The sequence below is a fragment of the Pseudomonas sp. JUb42 genome, from assembly GCF_024807945.1.
Classification (GTDB): Bacteria; Pseudomonadota; Gammaproteobacteria; order Pseudomonadales; family Pseudomonadaceae; genus Aquipseudomonas.
In genome coordinates this window covers 26,506-42,466 of the sequence record NZ_JANUFD010000014.1, presented here as the reverse complement: position 1 = coordinate 42,466, position 15,961 = coordinate 26,506, and the positions used below count along the sequence as shown (strand labels likewise).

16 protein-coding genes are annotated in these 15,961 nt (G+C 57.3%); 12 read left to right on the top strand and 4 right to left on the bottom strand.

From position 1 onward, the window contains the following. The first annotated feature begins 15 nt into the window (after nt 1-15). From M2401_RS24765 to M2401_RS24735, 8 genes are all read left to right on the top strand, one after another. On the top strand, nt 16-927 hold the full coding sequence (locus M2401_RS24765) for a hypothetical protein (protein ID WP_259106943.1): 912 nt from the start codon (nt 16-18) through the stop codon (nt 925-927). Nucleotides 928-1,363: 436 nt separating this feature from the next. Beyond that, on the top strand, nt 1,364-3,376 hold the full coding sequence (locus M2401_RS24760) for a hypothetical protein (RefSeq protein ID WP_259106940.1): 2,013 nt from the start codon (nt 1,364-1,366) through the stop codon (nt 3,374-3,376). Further along, nucleotides 3,376-5,760 carry a hypothetical protein gene (locus M2401_RS24755; RefSeq protein ID WP_259106938.1) on the top strand — a complete coding sequence of 795 codons (2,385 nt, stop codon included), beginning with the start codon at nt 3,376-3,378 and terminating at the stop codon, nt 5,758-5,760. Before M2401_RS24760 ends, M2401_RS24755 begins: the two co-directional genes overlap by 1 nt. A 106-nt stretch (nt 5,761-5,866) precedes the next feature. Further along, nucleotides 5,867-6,394: a DUF4124 domain-containing protein gene (locus M2401_RS34740; protein ID WP_409033979.1), complete on the top strand. Its 528-nt coding sequence runs from the start codon at nt 5,867-5,869 to the stop codon at nt 6,392-6,394. Nucleotides 6,395-6,544: 150 nt separating this feature from the next. Continuing rightward, nucleotides 6,545-6,796, top strand: coding sequence for a hypothetical protein (locus M2401_RS24750; RefSeq protein ID WP_259106934.1), 252 nt, complete (start codon nt 6,545-6,547; stop codon nt 6,794-6,796). 2,007 nt (nt 6,797-8,803) lie between these two features. After that, nucleotides 8,804-9,364: an SH3 domain-containing protein gene (locus M2401_RS24745; RefSeq protein ID WP_259106932.1), complete on the top strand. Its 561-nt coding sequence runs from the start codon at nt 8,804-8,806 to the stop codon at nt 9,362-9,364. A gap of 210 nt (nt 9,365-9,574) precedes the next feature. Continuing rightward, nucleotides 9,575-10,525: a hypothetical protein gene (locus tag M2401_RS24740; RefSeq protein WP_259106929.1), complete on the top strand. Its 951-nt coding sequence runs from the start codon at nt 9,575-9,577 to the stop codon at nt 10,523-10,525. A 164-nt stretch (nt 10,526-10,689) separates the two neighbouring features. Further along, nucleotides 10,690-10,932, top strand: a complete 243-nt coding sequence (locus M2401_RS24735; protein WP_259106926.1) for a hypothetical protein — start codon at nt 10,690-10,692, stop codon at nt 10,930-10,932. A 273-nt stretch (nt 10,933-11,205) separates the two neighbouring features. Here the strand turns inward: M2401_RS24735 and M2401_RS24730 are convergent, their stop codons facing one another. Then, the gene (locus tag M2401_RS24730) at nt 11,206-11,466 is read right to left on the bottom strand and encodes a DUF1652 domain-containing protein (RefSeq protein ID WP_259106924.1); all 261 of its coding nucleotides are present in this window, start codon (nt 11,464-11,466) and stop codon (nt 11,206-11,208) included. A gap of 135 nt (nt 11,467-11,601) precedes the next feature. On the opposite strand from M2401_RS24730, the gene M2401_RS24725 reads away from it, so the two are divergent. The 4 genes from M2401_RS24725 to M2401_RS24710 all read left to right on the top strand — a co-directional run bounded on the left by M2401_RS24725 (nt 11,602) and on the right by M2401_RS24710 (nt 14,039). Beyond that, on the top strand, nt 11,602-11,859 hold the full coding sequence (locus M2401_RS24725) for a hypothetical protein (protein WP_259106921.1): 258 nt from the start codon (nt 11,602-11,604) through the stop codon (nt 11,857-11,859). A 1,160-nt stretch (nt 11,860-13,019) separates the two neighbouring features. Next, nucleotides 13,020-13,256, top strand: a complete 237-nt coding sequence (locus M2401_RS24720) for an AlpA family transcriptional regulator (RefSeq protein WP_259106919.1) — start codon at nt 13,020-13,022, stop codon at nt 13,254-13,256. An 87-nt stretch (nt 13,257-13,343) separates the two neighbouring features. Next, on the top strand, nt 13,344-13,490 hold the full coding sequence (locus M2401_RS34350; RefSeq protein ID WP_310504153.1) for an AlpA family phage regulatory protein: 147 nt from the start codon (nt 13,344-13,346) through the stop codon (nt 13,488-13,490). 345 nt (nt 13,491-13,835) lie between these two features. Then, a complete protein-coding gene (locus tag M2401_RS24710; protein WP_259107468.1) occupies nt 13,836-14,039 on the top strand; it encodes a hypothetical protein in 204 nt (67 codons plus the stop codon). A gap of 99 nt (nt 14,040-14,138) precedes the next feature. Here the strand turns inward: M2401_RS24710 and M2401_RS24705 are convergent, their stop codons facing one another. The 3 genes from M2401_RS24705 to M2401_RS24695 form a co-directional block, all read right to left on the bottom strand. After that, entirely contained in the window at nt 14,139-14,420 is a 282-nt protein-coding gene (locus M2401_RS24705) for a BrnA antitoxin family protein (protein WP_259106918.1), read from the bottom strand. A 60-nt stretch (nt 14,421-14,480) separates the two neighbouring features. After that, on the bottom strand, nt 14,481-14,651 hold the full coding sequence (locus tag M2401_RS24700; RefSeq protein WP_259106916.1) for a BrnT family toxin: 171 nt from the start codon (nt 14,649-14,651) through the stop codon (nt 14,481-14,483). Nucleotides 14,652-14,747: 96 nt separating this feature from the next. Continuing rightward, nucleotides 14,748-15,929 (bottom strand): FAD-binding oxidoreductase, encoded by a 1,182-nt coding sequence (locus tag M2401_RS24695; RefSeq protein WP_259106915.1) that lies wholly within the window; start codon nt 15,927-15,929, stop codon nt 14,748-14,750. Between the last annotated feature and the right edge of the window lie 32 nt (nt 15,930-15,961).

The window sequence follows — 15,961 nt, the reverse complement described above, 5'->3', positions numbered from 1 at the left end:
AACGGGGGGTTACACATGCAGACAGTGAAACAGGGGGTTACTGGTGATCAGCGCCAGCAAGTGATTGAGTTGCGCAGACGCCACTCATATCGCGAAGTCGCAGAAAAGACCGGGCTCGCCATCGGCACCGTCAAAATGATCGTCTTCCGGTCGGGCGCCTTCCGCGACAACGACAAGCACCGCGCGATGTTCACCTTGCCACCGATCCGGTCGAGTGCCGAAACGTTGCCAAGCGTTCAGGAGCTACCGCCGCAACAAGGGGTGACAGGAGATAAAGAGGTCGACGCACTGCTATGGCTGCGCGCCGTGATCGCCACCGGGCAGGCAGGGCCGATATCGACTGCGATGGAGGCGGCAAAGAAGATCAGGACACCGCTCAAGGAGCTTGAGGGCCGGTACACGAACTTCCTGAGAGCCACCAACCCAGGGAATCCATTTGCGACGTTCGGGTCGATCGGCTTTGCCGATCTTGAGCTACTGGCAGAACGCTCAACTCAGGACCGCCAGAGTCGGGACGAGGCGTTGGCCCGCTTCGGCGACGACCTCTGGCTCGACACTGAAGCGGAAGCGTTTTGCATCGATACGCTGAATGGTTTGAAGGTCTCCGGGGCGCTTGGCGACTTCGACAAGGGCCAGGTAGCGGAGCGGTTTAAAAATCGTCCGGATCTCATGCCGAACACGCTGCCTGACTGCCTCCGAGAGATCGACTACTGGAACGAGCTTTACCGGCTTCGCAATGCCGTGGACCGAGACGCCAGCGATGGGCCAGCCGAAGCCAGTGCCCGGGATTGGTTTGTGTTCGGCCTGCTGGCCGAGATCAGGCCGCGCAGTAAGGAGGAGGCCTTGGCGGTGTTTCGGTACATGTTGGCCAGCCAGCGGGACGACATGACGGAAAGCGAGGCGATCATGCTCAACATCATCGGATGAGGTAGGCACTGAGCTGGATGGCTCACAGATCGAAACTCAAGCCCGGCCACTACAGCCGGGCTTTTGCACATCTCGACTCCTGATTCCCAATGCCTTCCGGCCACATATATCTAAGGCCATCAATCACATCGGGGGCCGACCATGTACGACATTCATCCTCAACCATACATCTGTGCCGCGAGCATGCCTGTCTGCGTAGCAGGCCAGGTTAAGCCTGCTCGCGAGTGGGCGTCGATTCACGGCATCAAATGGCAGACTTTAAAGATGCGCCGTTACCGTGGACTGAGCTGGGCGGAGGCTTTCGGCGAGCTGAGACGTGGCCCGAGACCCCGCAACAAAAACGCGTGAACACGTTGATTCTCCGGTTGCGTGATGGGCCCCAGCCACAAATTCTCTAATTGTGACTGCCTGCCCATCCCAATTCGGAGACCCTCTCATGGCATACGGCGATATTATCGGCGACCTTGCAACCGCTTATCTAACCACTGAACAGCAAGCGGCGTTGCGGGGTAAACGTCCGCCGCCTACCGGAGACCTGAGCAACGCATCACCAGATGCCTCCGGCCCCGTCGCCAGGGCCACCCAGCAGCTCGGCGCCAGCGCTGGCCAGCAGCCTCAACAGGATGTTCGGCAAACAAGTTTCGATCAGACCAACACGCCAGCAAAATACCTTGATAAAGGGGGGCGGCAGCAGGCTCCGAGCCTGAATGACGGACTGAATTACCAAACGTCGGCACCCGTGACTGCCTCAACGTCTTCCGCGCGTCTTGAGGATGCCTACCCTCTGGGCATCGGCGATGGTCGTACAGCAATCTATGCCGGTGTCGGCGCCCAAGGCGAGCCCTCATTCAGCAACGCACCATCGTCCCTAAACACTACAACGACGACATTCGGTGCTCCAAATATCCCTCAGAGCCAGCGCGTCACCTCCCTGTCCGATGCATGGCAGACGGTCGCTCCGTCAGCGCCCATCAGTCAGCCGCAGTCGACCGGGCTAGAAAGCGCGTTGCCTGGCTATCAGCGCCAAGCGCCTCTGTCTCCCCCGCAAGAATTAAGCCTTGCCAGTGCCGGGCCAGGTTACCAAGCGCCAGTGCCCAAGCAGGCGCCGGCGCGCTCGCCCTCGCTTGAGGACGCCTCACCATCGCGCGGCGGGCCTCAATCTTCGCAGCAGCTGCCACAGCCGCTATCTCTGTCCAACCTCGCACCGGGTGACTTCAATGGAAGCGGCGCAGCGCCAAGCTCCAATCCGCAGTTCGCCAGCCTAGGCTCGGCGAAGAATCTTGGTGACGGCGTTGGCGCGTTCAGCCAAGCAAACCCTGGTGACGCGAAGCTTGCTCACGACCGATTCCAGCGCGCCATAGATTTACGCAAAGGCTTTGCAGAGGAAGACGCTTTGGCTCGCGCCCGGCAGCGGGCAAGCATCGACGACAGTTTTACAACAGTTCTAGACAGCAGTCGGCCGATCTCGCAAGACGACATAAAGCGCGCCCGGTTCGATCAGGCGCAGAAGGAAAACGATCAGCAGGCCATTTCTACCGCTTCTGGCCTCATCACAGCCCGCCAGCAGCAACGCGCCGCGGATCAGCAGTACCGGCAGGCTGCAAGCTTGGAAGACCTGCGAGACGCCGCGGTGGCGCCAGGCGCACTACCTGAAGCTGGGGCCGCTTACTTCAAAGCTGCTTCGCCGGACAAGTATTACCAGGCCCAGCTGGACGCACCGAAGCGAGCGGCTGAGATTGAAGCAAATCAAGCTCGGGCTGCCAAAGATCAGTCGATTGCGGACGCCAACACTCGCAAGGTGAAAGGGTTGCCATCCCCGCTGCAGAAGGATGAAGACGCCGATATCGAAGCAATAGGCTCTATCAAAACGATGAATGAGACTCTTGCCAAGATCAACTCACAGATCGACGACGGTTCGCTCCAGCTTGGGCCTTGGAGCAATGCTGTCAGCTCCACAATGAACGCCGCCGGAGCGAGCGATCAGAACAGCGCCAACTTCGCGTCCTTCAAAGCAAACTTGGAGAAATTCAGAAACGAGAGCCTCAGACTCAACAAGGGTACGCAGACAGAGGGGGATGCAGAGCGGGCGTTAAACGAGATGTTCACCAACCTGAGAGACCCAAAAGTCGTTCAGCAGCGTATGAGGGAAGTCTCGCATTACAACGATCTGATCGCCCAATCTCGGGCGAATATCGTAAATAACCGACGAGCGAGCCAGGGTGTTAATCCGTTGGATGTTGACAGGTTACTGGGTCGGAGCACGAATCAGCAGCCTCAACAAGGCGAGGTGAGAGGATCTGCTCAACAACCCCAGCAGGAGCAAACGGCGCAGAAACAACCAGCAACGCAGCAGCCGGTGTACACCATCAGCACTCCGGATCAATTCGCTAGCCTGCCTCATGGCGCTCATTTCATTGACCCACAAGGTAATCATCGGGTGAAAGAATAATGGCCGCCTGGGACGATTCTCCGATTACTCAACCAGCACCAGCAGGTGCTGAGCCTGTACCAGCAAATCCTTGGGACAGCTCACCGATCATAACGCCAGCGTCGGCCAAACCACAGGCAACGGCCGGCGCCTGGACTGGTGGCGATGGGGGCGCAGCAGCGCCCGCCAGCACACCTAAAACAACGCCGCAGACCAACCCATGGGATAGCTCGCCAATCATCACGACCGCAGCACAGCGCGCCCAAGGCGCAGGCCCGCAATCCACTGTCGCTGCGCCAGCTCCGTCGCAGCCGGACAAGTCTTGGTACTCAAACCCGTTCAGCGACACCAAGGATGAAGTCGGCGCTGGCACAGCGGCCATTCGTGGCGTTGGCAACGGTATTACCCTTGGCTTCCAAGACGAAATACTTGCCGGTCTGGATGCCGCAGTTCAGCCGTTTATCCCCATCCCCGAGAATGGCTCGTCGGCTGAAACATGGCGCCAGCGCTTCGACGAGAACGTGGACAATCAACGAGCGCAACTCAAGACCGGTCAGGATCAGCACCCCTACGTTTCGACTGCTGGCGACCTGGCTGGCGGTGTTGGCCTTGCGCTGGCCACCGGAGGCACATCACTGGGTGCGTCGACTGCGGCTGCGGCAGCACGCCAAACCACCGGGCGCGCCATTGCGACAGGGGCAGCGACAGGGGCGGCATATGGGGGCGCCTACGGATTTGGATCGGCCGAAGGCGGCGTAGGCGACCGAATCCCTGGAGCGCTCCAAGGCGCCGCGCTAGGCGGTATTGTGGGCGGTGTGGTGCCTGCCGCTATCGGCAGCGTCAAGGCTGTGTCCAACGCAATTACCTCGCCGGAAGTCCGCGCCCAAGCGCAACTTGGCCGAGCGCTTGAACGCGATAACCTCACCCCCGAGCAATTCCGCACCCAATACGATGATCTTGCAGCACAACAGCCAGGGTCGGCAATTCCAGCGGATGCCGGGGGCGAGAACGTGCGCGGATTGGTCGAGCGGCTTGCCACTGCCCCAGGTCAGGCGAGGACCACGATTACTGACACATTGACGGCTCGCCAATCAGCGCAAGGGGCCAGAGTTACGGATAACGCGAGGTCCCTCAGTGGCGTTAACCGATCAGCAGATGCCGCTATCGATGACACAATTGCCCGCCGCGCTCAGGAATCCGCGCCTTTGTACGCGGCCGCTCATGCCGAGGAAGTGCCATGGACACCTCAACTGCAGGCCTTAATGGCTCGTCCGGCAATGCAGGCCGCCTACCGTGATGCCGAGCGCCGGGCCGCGAACCAGGGGCGCGCATTTGATGGGCAGTTTATGGATATTGCGGCCGACGGGTCGGTAACACCCCGAGCAGTTCCAAGAACGGGCGACCTGGACGTGATCAAGCAGAACCTCGATGGACAGATAGAGGGGTTGCTGGGCTCCGGGGCCAAATCTGAAGCCAGGGACATTATCGGTATTCGCAACGAGCTGCTGGGCATCATGGACGCCAGCGCGCCGAGCTATGCCAAGGCTCGCGCCGTCTTCGCTGGCCACAGCCAGTACAGAGACGCTATCGATCATGGCTCTAACATTTTCAAGATGAACATCAGTCCTGAGCGCTGGGCGTCCGACTTTGCGCGCCTTAACCCCTCAGAACAGGAGGCGGCACGAATTGGGGCCGTATCCACGATCATCGGCAGGATCGGCAATGACTCAGCGGGCATGCCGGACATAACCAAATATCTGCGCTCACCCAACGGACGGGCCAAAGTGGCGGCAATCCTCCCAGACGACACTGCCAGGGCGGCTTGGGAAAACTCCCTTAACCACGAAATTGGCGTTTCAAAGCTTACAGGCCGGGCGTTAGGGAATAGCGCTACCGCTCGCAGGCAGGCAGAGCTGGACGAGGCCAACGGGGTTATAGGGGATTTGGTGGCGGCGGGTTTCTCCGGGGCAAGCCCTGCAGTGGGCCTCATGCATACGCTGATGAGGGCGATTCCGAGAAAGATTGGCGCCAAGATCAATGAGCGCTCAAACCGGTTACTGGCCAGTGCGCTGACTTCAAAGGATGGGCTGGATAGGCTGAATGGTGTCCTACCCGGGGCGATGGTTGGGCGAGGTGCGCCAGCAGTTGCTGGTGTGGCCGCCGGTCAATACGGATCAGCCGCAGCGGAGAGACGCACTATCCCGGCCCAACGCATAGCGGCTCGCCAACAACACGCCATTCAGGCGGCTACGTCGGGTTATTACCAAACCATGGGGGCGGCCAATACGGCGCTGTTTGATGCTGGTGTCAGGGACAAGTACGAGGCTTACAAAGTACCCGGCTCCGGTGCGTGGGCAGTTCGCCCCAAGACGGTGGAGCTGCCTGCTACTGTCGTCACCCCTTAATCACTATGATGGCGTCTTGCTCTATTGAGCAGGGCGCCATAAGGTGATCACTACATGGATTCAACAAACCTTGTTGGCGCCGCCAGATCGCACACGGACGACTGCAATGATCAAGAAGATCGCTCTCATCGCGCTGCTCGTTTCCAGCCCGGCCGCCCTGGCCGACTCCTACAAATGTGTGGATCATGAGGGCAAGGTCAGTTTTTCCTTTGCTCCGTGCCCGACCTGGGTGGGCGATTCATCCCTTTACTCTCCAACGACAGCAACCAATCTCCAAGACGTCAACGCCGTTAGTGCTGACGTCGTTCAGCGGCAGCTGAGAGCAGCCAAGATCACTAGGCAGACTCGCCTCTCAACAGGCGGCCCGAGAAGCAACGATGTCGTTGTAATTCCTGACAACACCAGCAGTTTGGGTATAAAAGAGCAACAGAATGAGGCGCGAGCCAAGCGAAGAGCTCAGCGGGACGCGAGAATAGCTGCAGGTATTCAGGATGAGCCGAGACGTCCTAGAGCCGTGATGGTGAACTGCAATAGCGCAGGAAGCCAAACGTACTGCAACGATTCAACTGGTGGAAGATCGGTTACGAATAACTTCGGACCTAATTCGACCACGACTGTTTACCCTGGGCGTTAGGGTTCTAACTCGGCCTACCTGGCGCTCCCGGTTCGCGAAACGGTTCGCACGTCCGACCCACGCTGAGCACCGCGAACCAACAGCCCAATAATCACAATTGCATCCAGCCACATAACTTCGCGTCCATCTGGATATCGCGAGATGGCTGCCATGCACAACCCTACCTTCGACCTTTCCGCTGTTTACGTCCCCAGAACGCCGCACCGAGACACGACCTGCGCCGGGTCGACGCCAATCACCCTGGACGGTATTACCCTGCCGGCCATTCAGTGGGCGGCACGCCTTGAGCTGAAGTGGAACACCGTGAAGATGCGGCGTCTGCGCGGTGAGACCTGGGCCCAGGCGCTGAGCCCGGAGCGGCGCCGGACCACCTTCATGTCTAACTGGAGATTGCACCCATAGGCAAGGTTGGCGCTGCAAGTTCGCGCACTACTTCGCGCAGCTCTGAGGGGCATTGAGAAGTGCGCGAAGCCTTGGCCAATAGGGGATTCACGCATTAGCGTCACGCACGGATTTCACGCAGCACCAGGGTGCGCGAAGTTGCCCTGAGCCTGCCTAAAGAGCACAACAAGTCCTGCCCGATCGGCACAACTTGTTCTGCTGATAGGTCAGGGGGAGCCCGGTTAAAATCACCCTTCGCCGATGTATTTGGCCAGCAGTCCATGGACGGTCAATCCAGCCAATACAACACTGCTGTATTCAAATACAGCACCCCCTACGCGCAAGGGTTTGGTGTTGTCTAAAAGATGCCGGAGAGTTTTCCGGTATCTTCATGCCGAGTGAGACGAAACGGTCTCAGTGAGCCAATTTGGTCTCTGTCCGGAGGCGGTTCCCAGGTACGCAGGCGGCTGGTACGCAAGTGGTACGCAGCGAAAGCGACAGGCCTGCAAATCTAAAGACGATCAAATCACTGGCCACTCTGCGACGGGGTGGCGTGGTAATTCACCACCCCATGGCCGTGCCGCGTCATCGGGTCGATCAAAATCAGTCGAAATAACCAGAATTGGTAGTCTCGCTCCCACGGGCGCCAGTGTGTTGAATCCAACACGCTGTGTAGAAAGCGACACACTGTGGCGTTAACGCCACTCAGGATTTATCGGTACGGATACCGAGGAAATCGGGAAGGATCTTAAGAAGGGAGTAGGGAGAATCTCAGCTCGTCACGTCGAGCCGACCGCAGATTGAATCAAGATCGTCCCAAGGACTGCGATTCTGAAGCGTTTGGACGCAATAAGGCGAGTGAGAGAATTGATGTAGTCGGTCTGTAACAGACTGTTGGCCTGGACATGATCTGCACGACATGAGCTCTCCACTAAGGCGCCAACGAGCACTCCACTCGACCAAATCTTGCTGCGCTGTCATTTGATGCTACCCCATCGACGACTCGTCCATTCTGAGATGGAGAGGCGAATTCGGGGAAAGGTTCCAACTGGAAGCAGGAAAACAACCCCAAATCGATGCGTCTCATCGGCTGGGCATGAACGCCAAGGCCCTGATCAGATAGGTCGACAGCGAATAACGGCAATATAGGGCTCAGTGCGCGATGCCCGGTATCAACGAAATCGGGCATTGACGAGAAGTGGTTACCAGGCTGGTTTCCACGAAAAGTGACCACCGCGCAGTGGTAACCAGTTGTATGTGGGCGAAACTCCCGATATCCGTTCACTCAACGGATTTTCGTTCGTTCGGCCGGTGGGTTTGCTGAAGGCCGGCAGCCGTGTCGAAAGGGGCGATTTCAAATCTTACCCTTCCGGAGACCACCAGGCTTTCACCGGCATCCAATCTGCCGGTATCCACTCGGGTATCCACGAATCTGCACCTGATCAGCAGGGCGTCGCTGGAGCTACCAGAACAGTGGTTAACACGCCGGTTAACACGGAAATGACGTTAACCGGTTAGGTACCGGTACGAATGGTACGAGCCACCGGTACGAACTGGTTAACAGTGTTAACACCCGAGTTAACACCCCTACGCGGGGCGCGATCCCCCGGGCCAGGCCCAAGAGTCGCTGTAACAGCGAAACAGGGTGTTTCATGCGCGCCACGAAAAGCGATCAGTTGCAGGTGTGGCGCGGCCAAGGTTACAGCGGCCATGGTTACGGGCAAGGTTACGGCCCAGGCCATGAAAGTGCTGATCAACAGTGGTGAGTTACTCCAGGAATATTCCGTAAACAGGCCGACGCCACGGTGCTGGCCAAGGCGTTGCTATGACAGCAACACCATGGCGGCTTAGAGATCAGCCTGGGCGACTGCCAGTGGTTTCCACTCGGAGGTTTCCACGCAGGTTGCCACGGAAACTACCCAGATTTTGGGTAGATATGGCCTGTATCGATCAAGTCAGATCTAGAAAAGGAGAAAGTGGCCTACCGTTAGCCAGGGTTTTCGTGGTGTAGTGGCCACTTGCTTAGACATGGGATGTCGAATCGTGGCCAGCACGAAAAAACAGGGATGGCTCGTACCGCTCATAATATTGGTGGTCATTCTTTGGGTGTCTGCTAAGCCAGGGCAACAAAGACCGCCAGCCCCTTCGCCTCCTGTTCAGCCGGCGCCAGCTCTCTCTTACGCGGCCCCAGCCGTCGCACCTCGACCTGTGCAGGCAGTTGAACCCGAGGAGTTCGTAAACGCGGACACTTTGAACGTTCGTGATCGGCCGGATGGAAAGGTGGTTGCGAAAATCAGGCGCGGCGCCAAGGTGAGCATTTACGAGCGCAACCCTAATTCATTATGGGCCAGGATATCTGCAGACGGGTCATCCCCGCAGTGGGTCAGTGCCGAGTCGCTCTGCAATGGCCTTGGCTGCCACGCAGCAGCGAATCAGCGTGCCGCCGTGCGTCAATCCGAATCTATACACCGTTCAGCCCCAGCGGCACGCGAATACTCATGCTCTTGCTCGGGCCATAATGTGTGCATTGGGCCGAGAGGCGGGCGATATTGCATAACCTCTGGCGGCAACAAAAAGTACGGCATTTGAGTGGCTCGTTATCGACCTGGCGGTGCAATTAGAGAGGTCTGGTCTTCTAGCGCCATAGAGATCTGTCTGGCAGCTTTCAAGCAGGTGAGGTGAAGGCTGGGCGGATTGTGCGGGCGCGGGACAGGTAGGTGGTGTGGCGGATGCTTGTAGGTGGCAGCCATTTGGCTGCGCTTTACGTGATGGAAAACAACTCATAGGCCCAAGGATATTATGAGCAAAAACAAGGATTTAACCGTAAACGATACTGGTTTAGGCCCAGCCCCATTTCAGATTGAGCTTTTCCATGTCGAGAAGCAGATCGAGATCGACGGCATCGAGATGGGGGTTCTCGAAAACGGCATTCCTTACCTGACCGAAAGTGGTTTGGCGCGCATGTGCGGCATCGACCGCAAGGTGCTAAATCGGCTTGCGATAAACTGGAGCGAGGAAAAGCTCAAGGAGAGAGGTAGCTCAATAAATGAAATGCTTATCACCTCGAACTACCATGATGATGGCCTGTATCTTAAGTCAGAGCTAAACGGATCGGAGGTTAACGCCTACACCGAGCCTGTATGCATGGCCGTCTTGGAATATTACGCGTTCGTCACCAAAGACCCGCGGGAAGAGGCTATAAGAGCGTTTAGACGATTAGCAAGAGAGACCTTCAGGACGCTCATATACACAGCTGTTGGCTACTCTCCGGAGCAGCGGATGCTGGACAGCTGGCGTCACTTCCATGATCGCGTAGATATGACGACTACCTCCGTTCCTCTCGGCTACTTTAGCGTCTTCCGCGAAATAGCGTCGATGATCGTGCCCATGATCCGCACGGGAATTATGATTAGCGATAAGGTGGTTCCAGACATCTCTGTAGGAAAGGCATGGAGTGAGCACTGGAAAGCGCTGAACCTTGACCAGGTCCACGGACTGCGACAAAAGTATGATCACGAATATCCTCTCTACTACCCGCAGTCAAAAAGCAATCCTCAACCCTCTTTTGCCTATCCGGACGCCGCGCTGGGGGAGTTCCGCGCATGGCTCGCTCAGACTTACATAACTAGCAAATTCCCAACCTACCTTCTAGGTCAGACCAAGAAAGGTAGCGTCCCCCTCGCGATTGCAAATAAGGCAATTGGCGCTTTTACCGGCTCATCTCTACCGGCGCCTAAGAAAACAAAATAATTAAGCCCGGCCCAGCGCCGGGCTTTTCGTTCTGCATGTTCTACGCTTCATTCGGGATGTTGTAGACCTCCAAAACATCCTAGCCCGCCAGCCCCACACCTGGCGGGCTTTCCCCTTACGTCCCGCGGCTGTAGGATTGCAGTCAGACTTGCCCGGGAATGCCAATGAAAGCCAAGACAGCAAAGCTGATCAAAATAGCTGGCATTGCGGTGGGCTGTGGCGTGATTACTCTGGCGGGCCAGGCCGTTCTGCATAAGGTTGGCGTACTGCATGACGCGATCGTTAGTCCACAATCACATTCCGCCGACGCCGTAGTGCTCCATTGGCCGGAGCAGAAAATCGAACTCCCGCCATTAGAGGTTTTGCCAATTGGAACGGCAGAGCTGCGAGCCTCTGCCGACCAGTGACATGCCATTTCACGATACTTTCACAATCCTGAACGTAGATTGAGAATCACTCCTACTTGTTTCGGCCCGCTCTCATCGCGGGCTTTCTTTTGCCTGCCCGCCCCTAGCTGTTCATTCGATCCACGGCCGCCTATCCTGGCCGCAAACCGATCTGCCGCCAGGGTGATCGCGGCGAGCCCCTACCCACGCAGGCATCGACCTGCACCTTTAGCGTCGACCTGCTGATTTGCAGCTAGATAGTATATGACCGCAAGCGCTGAGCCCTCAGCCATGTCATCCTCGCTTCCGCCATTCGGCATGGCCCTGACGGCCTTGGTGCGCCAACTCGTCTTTAAGCTCCAGCACCAGGCTGGCGATTGCTCGACTGGTCGTGAGTTCGGCTGCGTTGAGGTTGCGTACCTCCAATGCCGGGTGGCCTTTGTGAGGCTCGAACAGGCTGAACGTCATCAGATTGTCGTGGGTGATGGTGCAGATGCATTTCATGGGGGTAAAACCAGATTCGATTATCTGGCGGAGCTCGAGATGGGAAATCATGGCCGCTCTCCTAGGCCGCAGGCTATGAGCGGTAGATGTCGCGCTGGTGCTTACGTTCAAATGCCTTTCAGGGGCTTATGGCGGATTGATGCCAAGCATGAATGCCAGACTCCCTTGATCTAAAGGGAGAGCGTCATGAAGGGATTGATTGCGGTCTTTACCGCCTTGCTGCTTACCGGCTGCGCCAACCGCCCCGGCGATTGTGCGATGGGCATGGCATTAGATGTCTGTCTGCCAGGTACGAATGGCTATAACAACCGGCAGGCACAGCTGAACAGCGACCACCGGGAGTATGAATTCAAGGGCGCTGCAGATGATCAGCAATGCCAATCGTACGGTGCGAAGCCTGGGTCAGACGCCTACGTGAACTGTAGAGTGCAACTGGCTAAGTAGTCGCTGTGAAGTGCCGGGCGGCCATTCGTCGCATGACCCACTCTGTAATGGCCCAAAGACAGCAGTTCTCAATTGTCACGCTACATTCACTGAGCCGTTACGATTTCGTGGCGATCATGGTGAGCGCCCTCGCAGCGGTGGTATGCAGCGTATGAGTGCTAATTCAAGGTTCAACCTGTGCAAATCGCATGAAGGATCTTCGGCCCATGGAGGCGGGACTTGCCCTGATATACGCGGCATAGATAAGGACGTCGTTGGCTATTCCATGAAGTGGCACCTAGTAGGGGTGTATTTGAGGTGCGTTTCATGTGGAGAGTCGCAACGCGCGAGCGACGGTATTAAACCGTTTTCGCATTATAAAAGCTGTCCTCATAAGGCTTCTGAGGATCAGTTCCCTTGGTACGACCTCAAGAAGATATTGAGCAATCTTCCTGAGCTCTGAAGTAAATGCCCACGCCCTATGCAGTTTTGGGCTGGGCAGCCTACCCTATTGCCCCTGCTGCTCTTTCTTCCCTGCCGACATTTTTACCTGAGCCCCACAACACTCGAAGCTGCTCGATGTCGGCTGAGCACGAATGCATGCTGATCCATCGTCTACCCTGACATGTACGGGCCGGATGCCCCGGCCTAGACGCCATGGAGGTGTGAAATGGTCAGTTATGCAAAGCGCGGGAGCGTTGTAAGTCAGGTAGTCGAATGGAACAAGAACTGGCTGATGATGGGAGGTTTTGTTGCCTGTACTGAGTGCCTAGAGTTTCAATCTGTAGAGTACTTTGGCGAACCATTCAAGCATGCGCCAGATTGCAGTAGGGCTGCTGATTCAGTACAAAATCCTTGGGTGGCGTTGGAAGCCATATTGAACTGGACAACCGCACTCAAGTCATCGGCGCCATCTTTCGATCAATAGCCTGGCTGAACATGATTTCCAGGGCGTCTGCGTCCAATGGGCGCAACGCCTTGAGGCAGGTCACGCCGATCATGAACTCCTGAGTCATGCTGCCGGCGGTGGGCGCTCAATGAGCGGGTGACGCGTGGGATGAGCGACGATAATTCGGCCAAGGCAGGAAAACAACGCGGCGCTTGCCTCGACGTTCGAGGCGACTATCGCCGCCGCCACCGAATAACACCTTCGCCGCCCTGCGCGGCACGGAGCAATAACCATGAACACTGCATTGAAAGAAGAGCCCGTAGAACTGATCCGTCGGCCGGAAGTGATGAAACTGACCGGCATTCGCACGACAAAACTGTACGAGCTCATAAAGGAAGGTCAATTCCCGAAGCAGGTACACCTTGGGGGTCGGACTGTCGGCTGGGTCAAGTCCGAGGTCATTGCATGGAACCGAGCGCAAGTAGCCGCCGCCCGAGCCGATCAGGCTACCCCGACTAAATCGAGATAAACGGCCCATTCCTGGGTCATCGCAAGCCGCTGATCAGGTTGGAAGAAAGCCCGAAGTCCGCACGTGGCGTCCACATAAAAGACCTCGCTGATTAACCGGCCTTGGACGGAAGACGATTTATCGCAGGATAAGGGAAGGGACACTCCCGAGCAGGTAAGGATAGGCCCCTACTCAGTAGCCTGGCGCGAATTAGAAATCAGTAAGTGGATGGCTGACCCGAACCCCAATAGATGATGCTTTGAGCCGATGATCGGGAAATATTGACCCGATCACTCAAGTTTTACGACCAGTGGTCAACGTGATAAAAACGTCCACTAGCGGGCGACGCCGGGCATGAAATTTACCCCAGCAGAGAGCGCCGTGTATCCCCACGTGTATCCCGGCCGAAAACTAAAAATACAGAATTCTTTAAAAACAGTCACTTATACGACGGGTTCAAATGACTGTGTAGCCACCAAGTACCGTCTAGACGCTTCCAACGAAGCGTCCAGACAAACAAGAAACCCGCCTAGTGCGGGTTTTCTTGTTTCCGGGGTTTGGCTTTTCAGCATCAGCACAACCAATGCGGACGTTCTGACCATGACCAAGAAGCAACAGGAAGACCTCCCGCCAGCAACCGCTGCTGATATCGAAAGATCCATCCAGGCCCTCAACAGAATGGCCGAACGCCTCTGGGGAGATGGCCGGGAAGCCGAAGCCAAAGCCCTTCTCGATGCCTTGGATGCGCTGAATCGGGCACTTGATCGGATCAGGATTGGAGAGATTCGCAAGGTTCTACATTAAGGCAAGGCGTACGCATCACCAGCCAGCAATCACTTCTTGTGCTGCTCGGCTTGAAGCCACGATTGTTGCACTCAGGGCACGTGGAAATACTCACCAGAGCTAGATCGGCACGTCCGAGGGTGTGTGTGTCTTGAGCCAGTCGGCCAGCGCAGCGTTCATTCGCGTCTGCCAGCCTGGTCCCGAGGCCCTGAATTGCTCCAACACCTCAGGCGCCAGGCGGATTGAGATCCGCTCCCGCACGGCATCGGCCTTAGGCCTGCCGCGCTTGATGACACGATTCCCGACGTACTCATCCGCACGCTCGAAAAAAACATCAGTCAGTTCTGGCGCATCGTCCGGGTCAACCCAGGCGGTGCCGATAGAGATTTTGTTCACGCTCATTGGCTTTCCTCATGGAAATGATACGGCGATCCGCGCCGCGCGGTGTCCAGACCATGACAATCATTCGCCCTCGCAAAAGCCAACAGTGATAAATCGCGATTCCCCATAGTCCTGACGATCGTCTTCGACAGTGAAGTGATGCCCGATAAACACAGTGTCTGCTTCGGCGAAATCAACGCCACGCTCGGCCAACGTTTTGTCACGCCTAGCTGTGTCGAAGGTAATGTGCATGGAATTATTGTATGTACAATAATTCATCCAACCCAATCAAGTAACCTTTCAAGATATTGCGGGCCTTCGAGCATCCGAGACTACAGGCATGCACACTCACTGCGCCGCCGGAAAATGATGGGTCTCAATTTCCTGAAACTCGCTCGCCTTCCTGCCAATCAGTCTCTCAGGGCTGAACTCCGCCAGCAGGGCCGGCCGTGAGCCTGTGAGTATGTCCTCGGCAACCAGATTCCCCAGCGCCGGCGCAAGGGTCATGCCGCTATGGGTAGCGACCACATAGACGCGCTTGCGGTCGGTCACGTAGCCCACCGCTGGCAAGCCATCGGCTGGGCGTGAGCGTTGGCCTACCACTATCTGTTCGAGCTGAACGCCAGCGCTGTTGCGCATTACCTGCGCCAGCCTCGCCATCATTTCCCGCCCAACCGGGCCATCGACAGCGGGCACATGCTTGGGATCGGCCTGATGATCGATGTCGAGCACCTGCAACAGCAGGCGACCGCCGCCGTCAGGTCTGATGTTGATATCCGGCGTGATCAGGTTGGCGCGCAGCTGGATCTGCGCTGGCGAGGTATGGCCGAGGAAACTGCAGCCGATGTGCCCCGGCTGGTCGGCATCCACCATGGCCAGCTCCACGCCCACTGTGGCCAGCAATGACGCACTCCAGCGACCCACTGCACTGACCGCGATATCGCCTTCCCAGCAGGAGCCATTGCTCAACTGCAAGCGCACCCCGGATGCCTGTTCGTCGATCTCGGTGACCCGTTGATGTTCTAGGAGGGTTACGCCGTTCTGAATCGCCTCGGAGCGCAGAAAGGCCACGAACAGCGCCGGGCACAGTAATGACTCGTCGGGGAAGCTCCAGATCGGCACCGATTCGGCTGGCAGGATGAGTTCAGGCAGCGATTGGGCGAGGGCTTTGCGTTCAACCGGGATTGCCGCGTAGCCCTTGGCGATCAGGGATTCGACGCGCTTTTGCAGACGTGCAACTTCACTCGGCTCCGCGGCCCATTCGAGGGTGCCGCACTCATCCAGCCAGCGAATCTGGGACTGACTTTGCTGTTGCAGAAGACGATGTGCGTTCATTCCGGCAACGTTGAGCGCGTGATAGGCGTCCGGTGATTTGCCGTTGGAATTGACCCAGGCATAACTCGTGGCACTGGTTCCTGAACCGACCGTCGCGGCCTCCAGCAAGGTAACTGAAGCGCCCTGCAGTGCTAGGTTGCGGGCCACTGACAAACCGATAACACCGGCGCCTATAACGGCGATTTTCTGTTTCAAGCTGTCATTCCTCGTGTGTAGGTGGCCGTAGC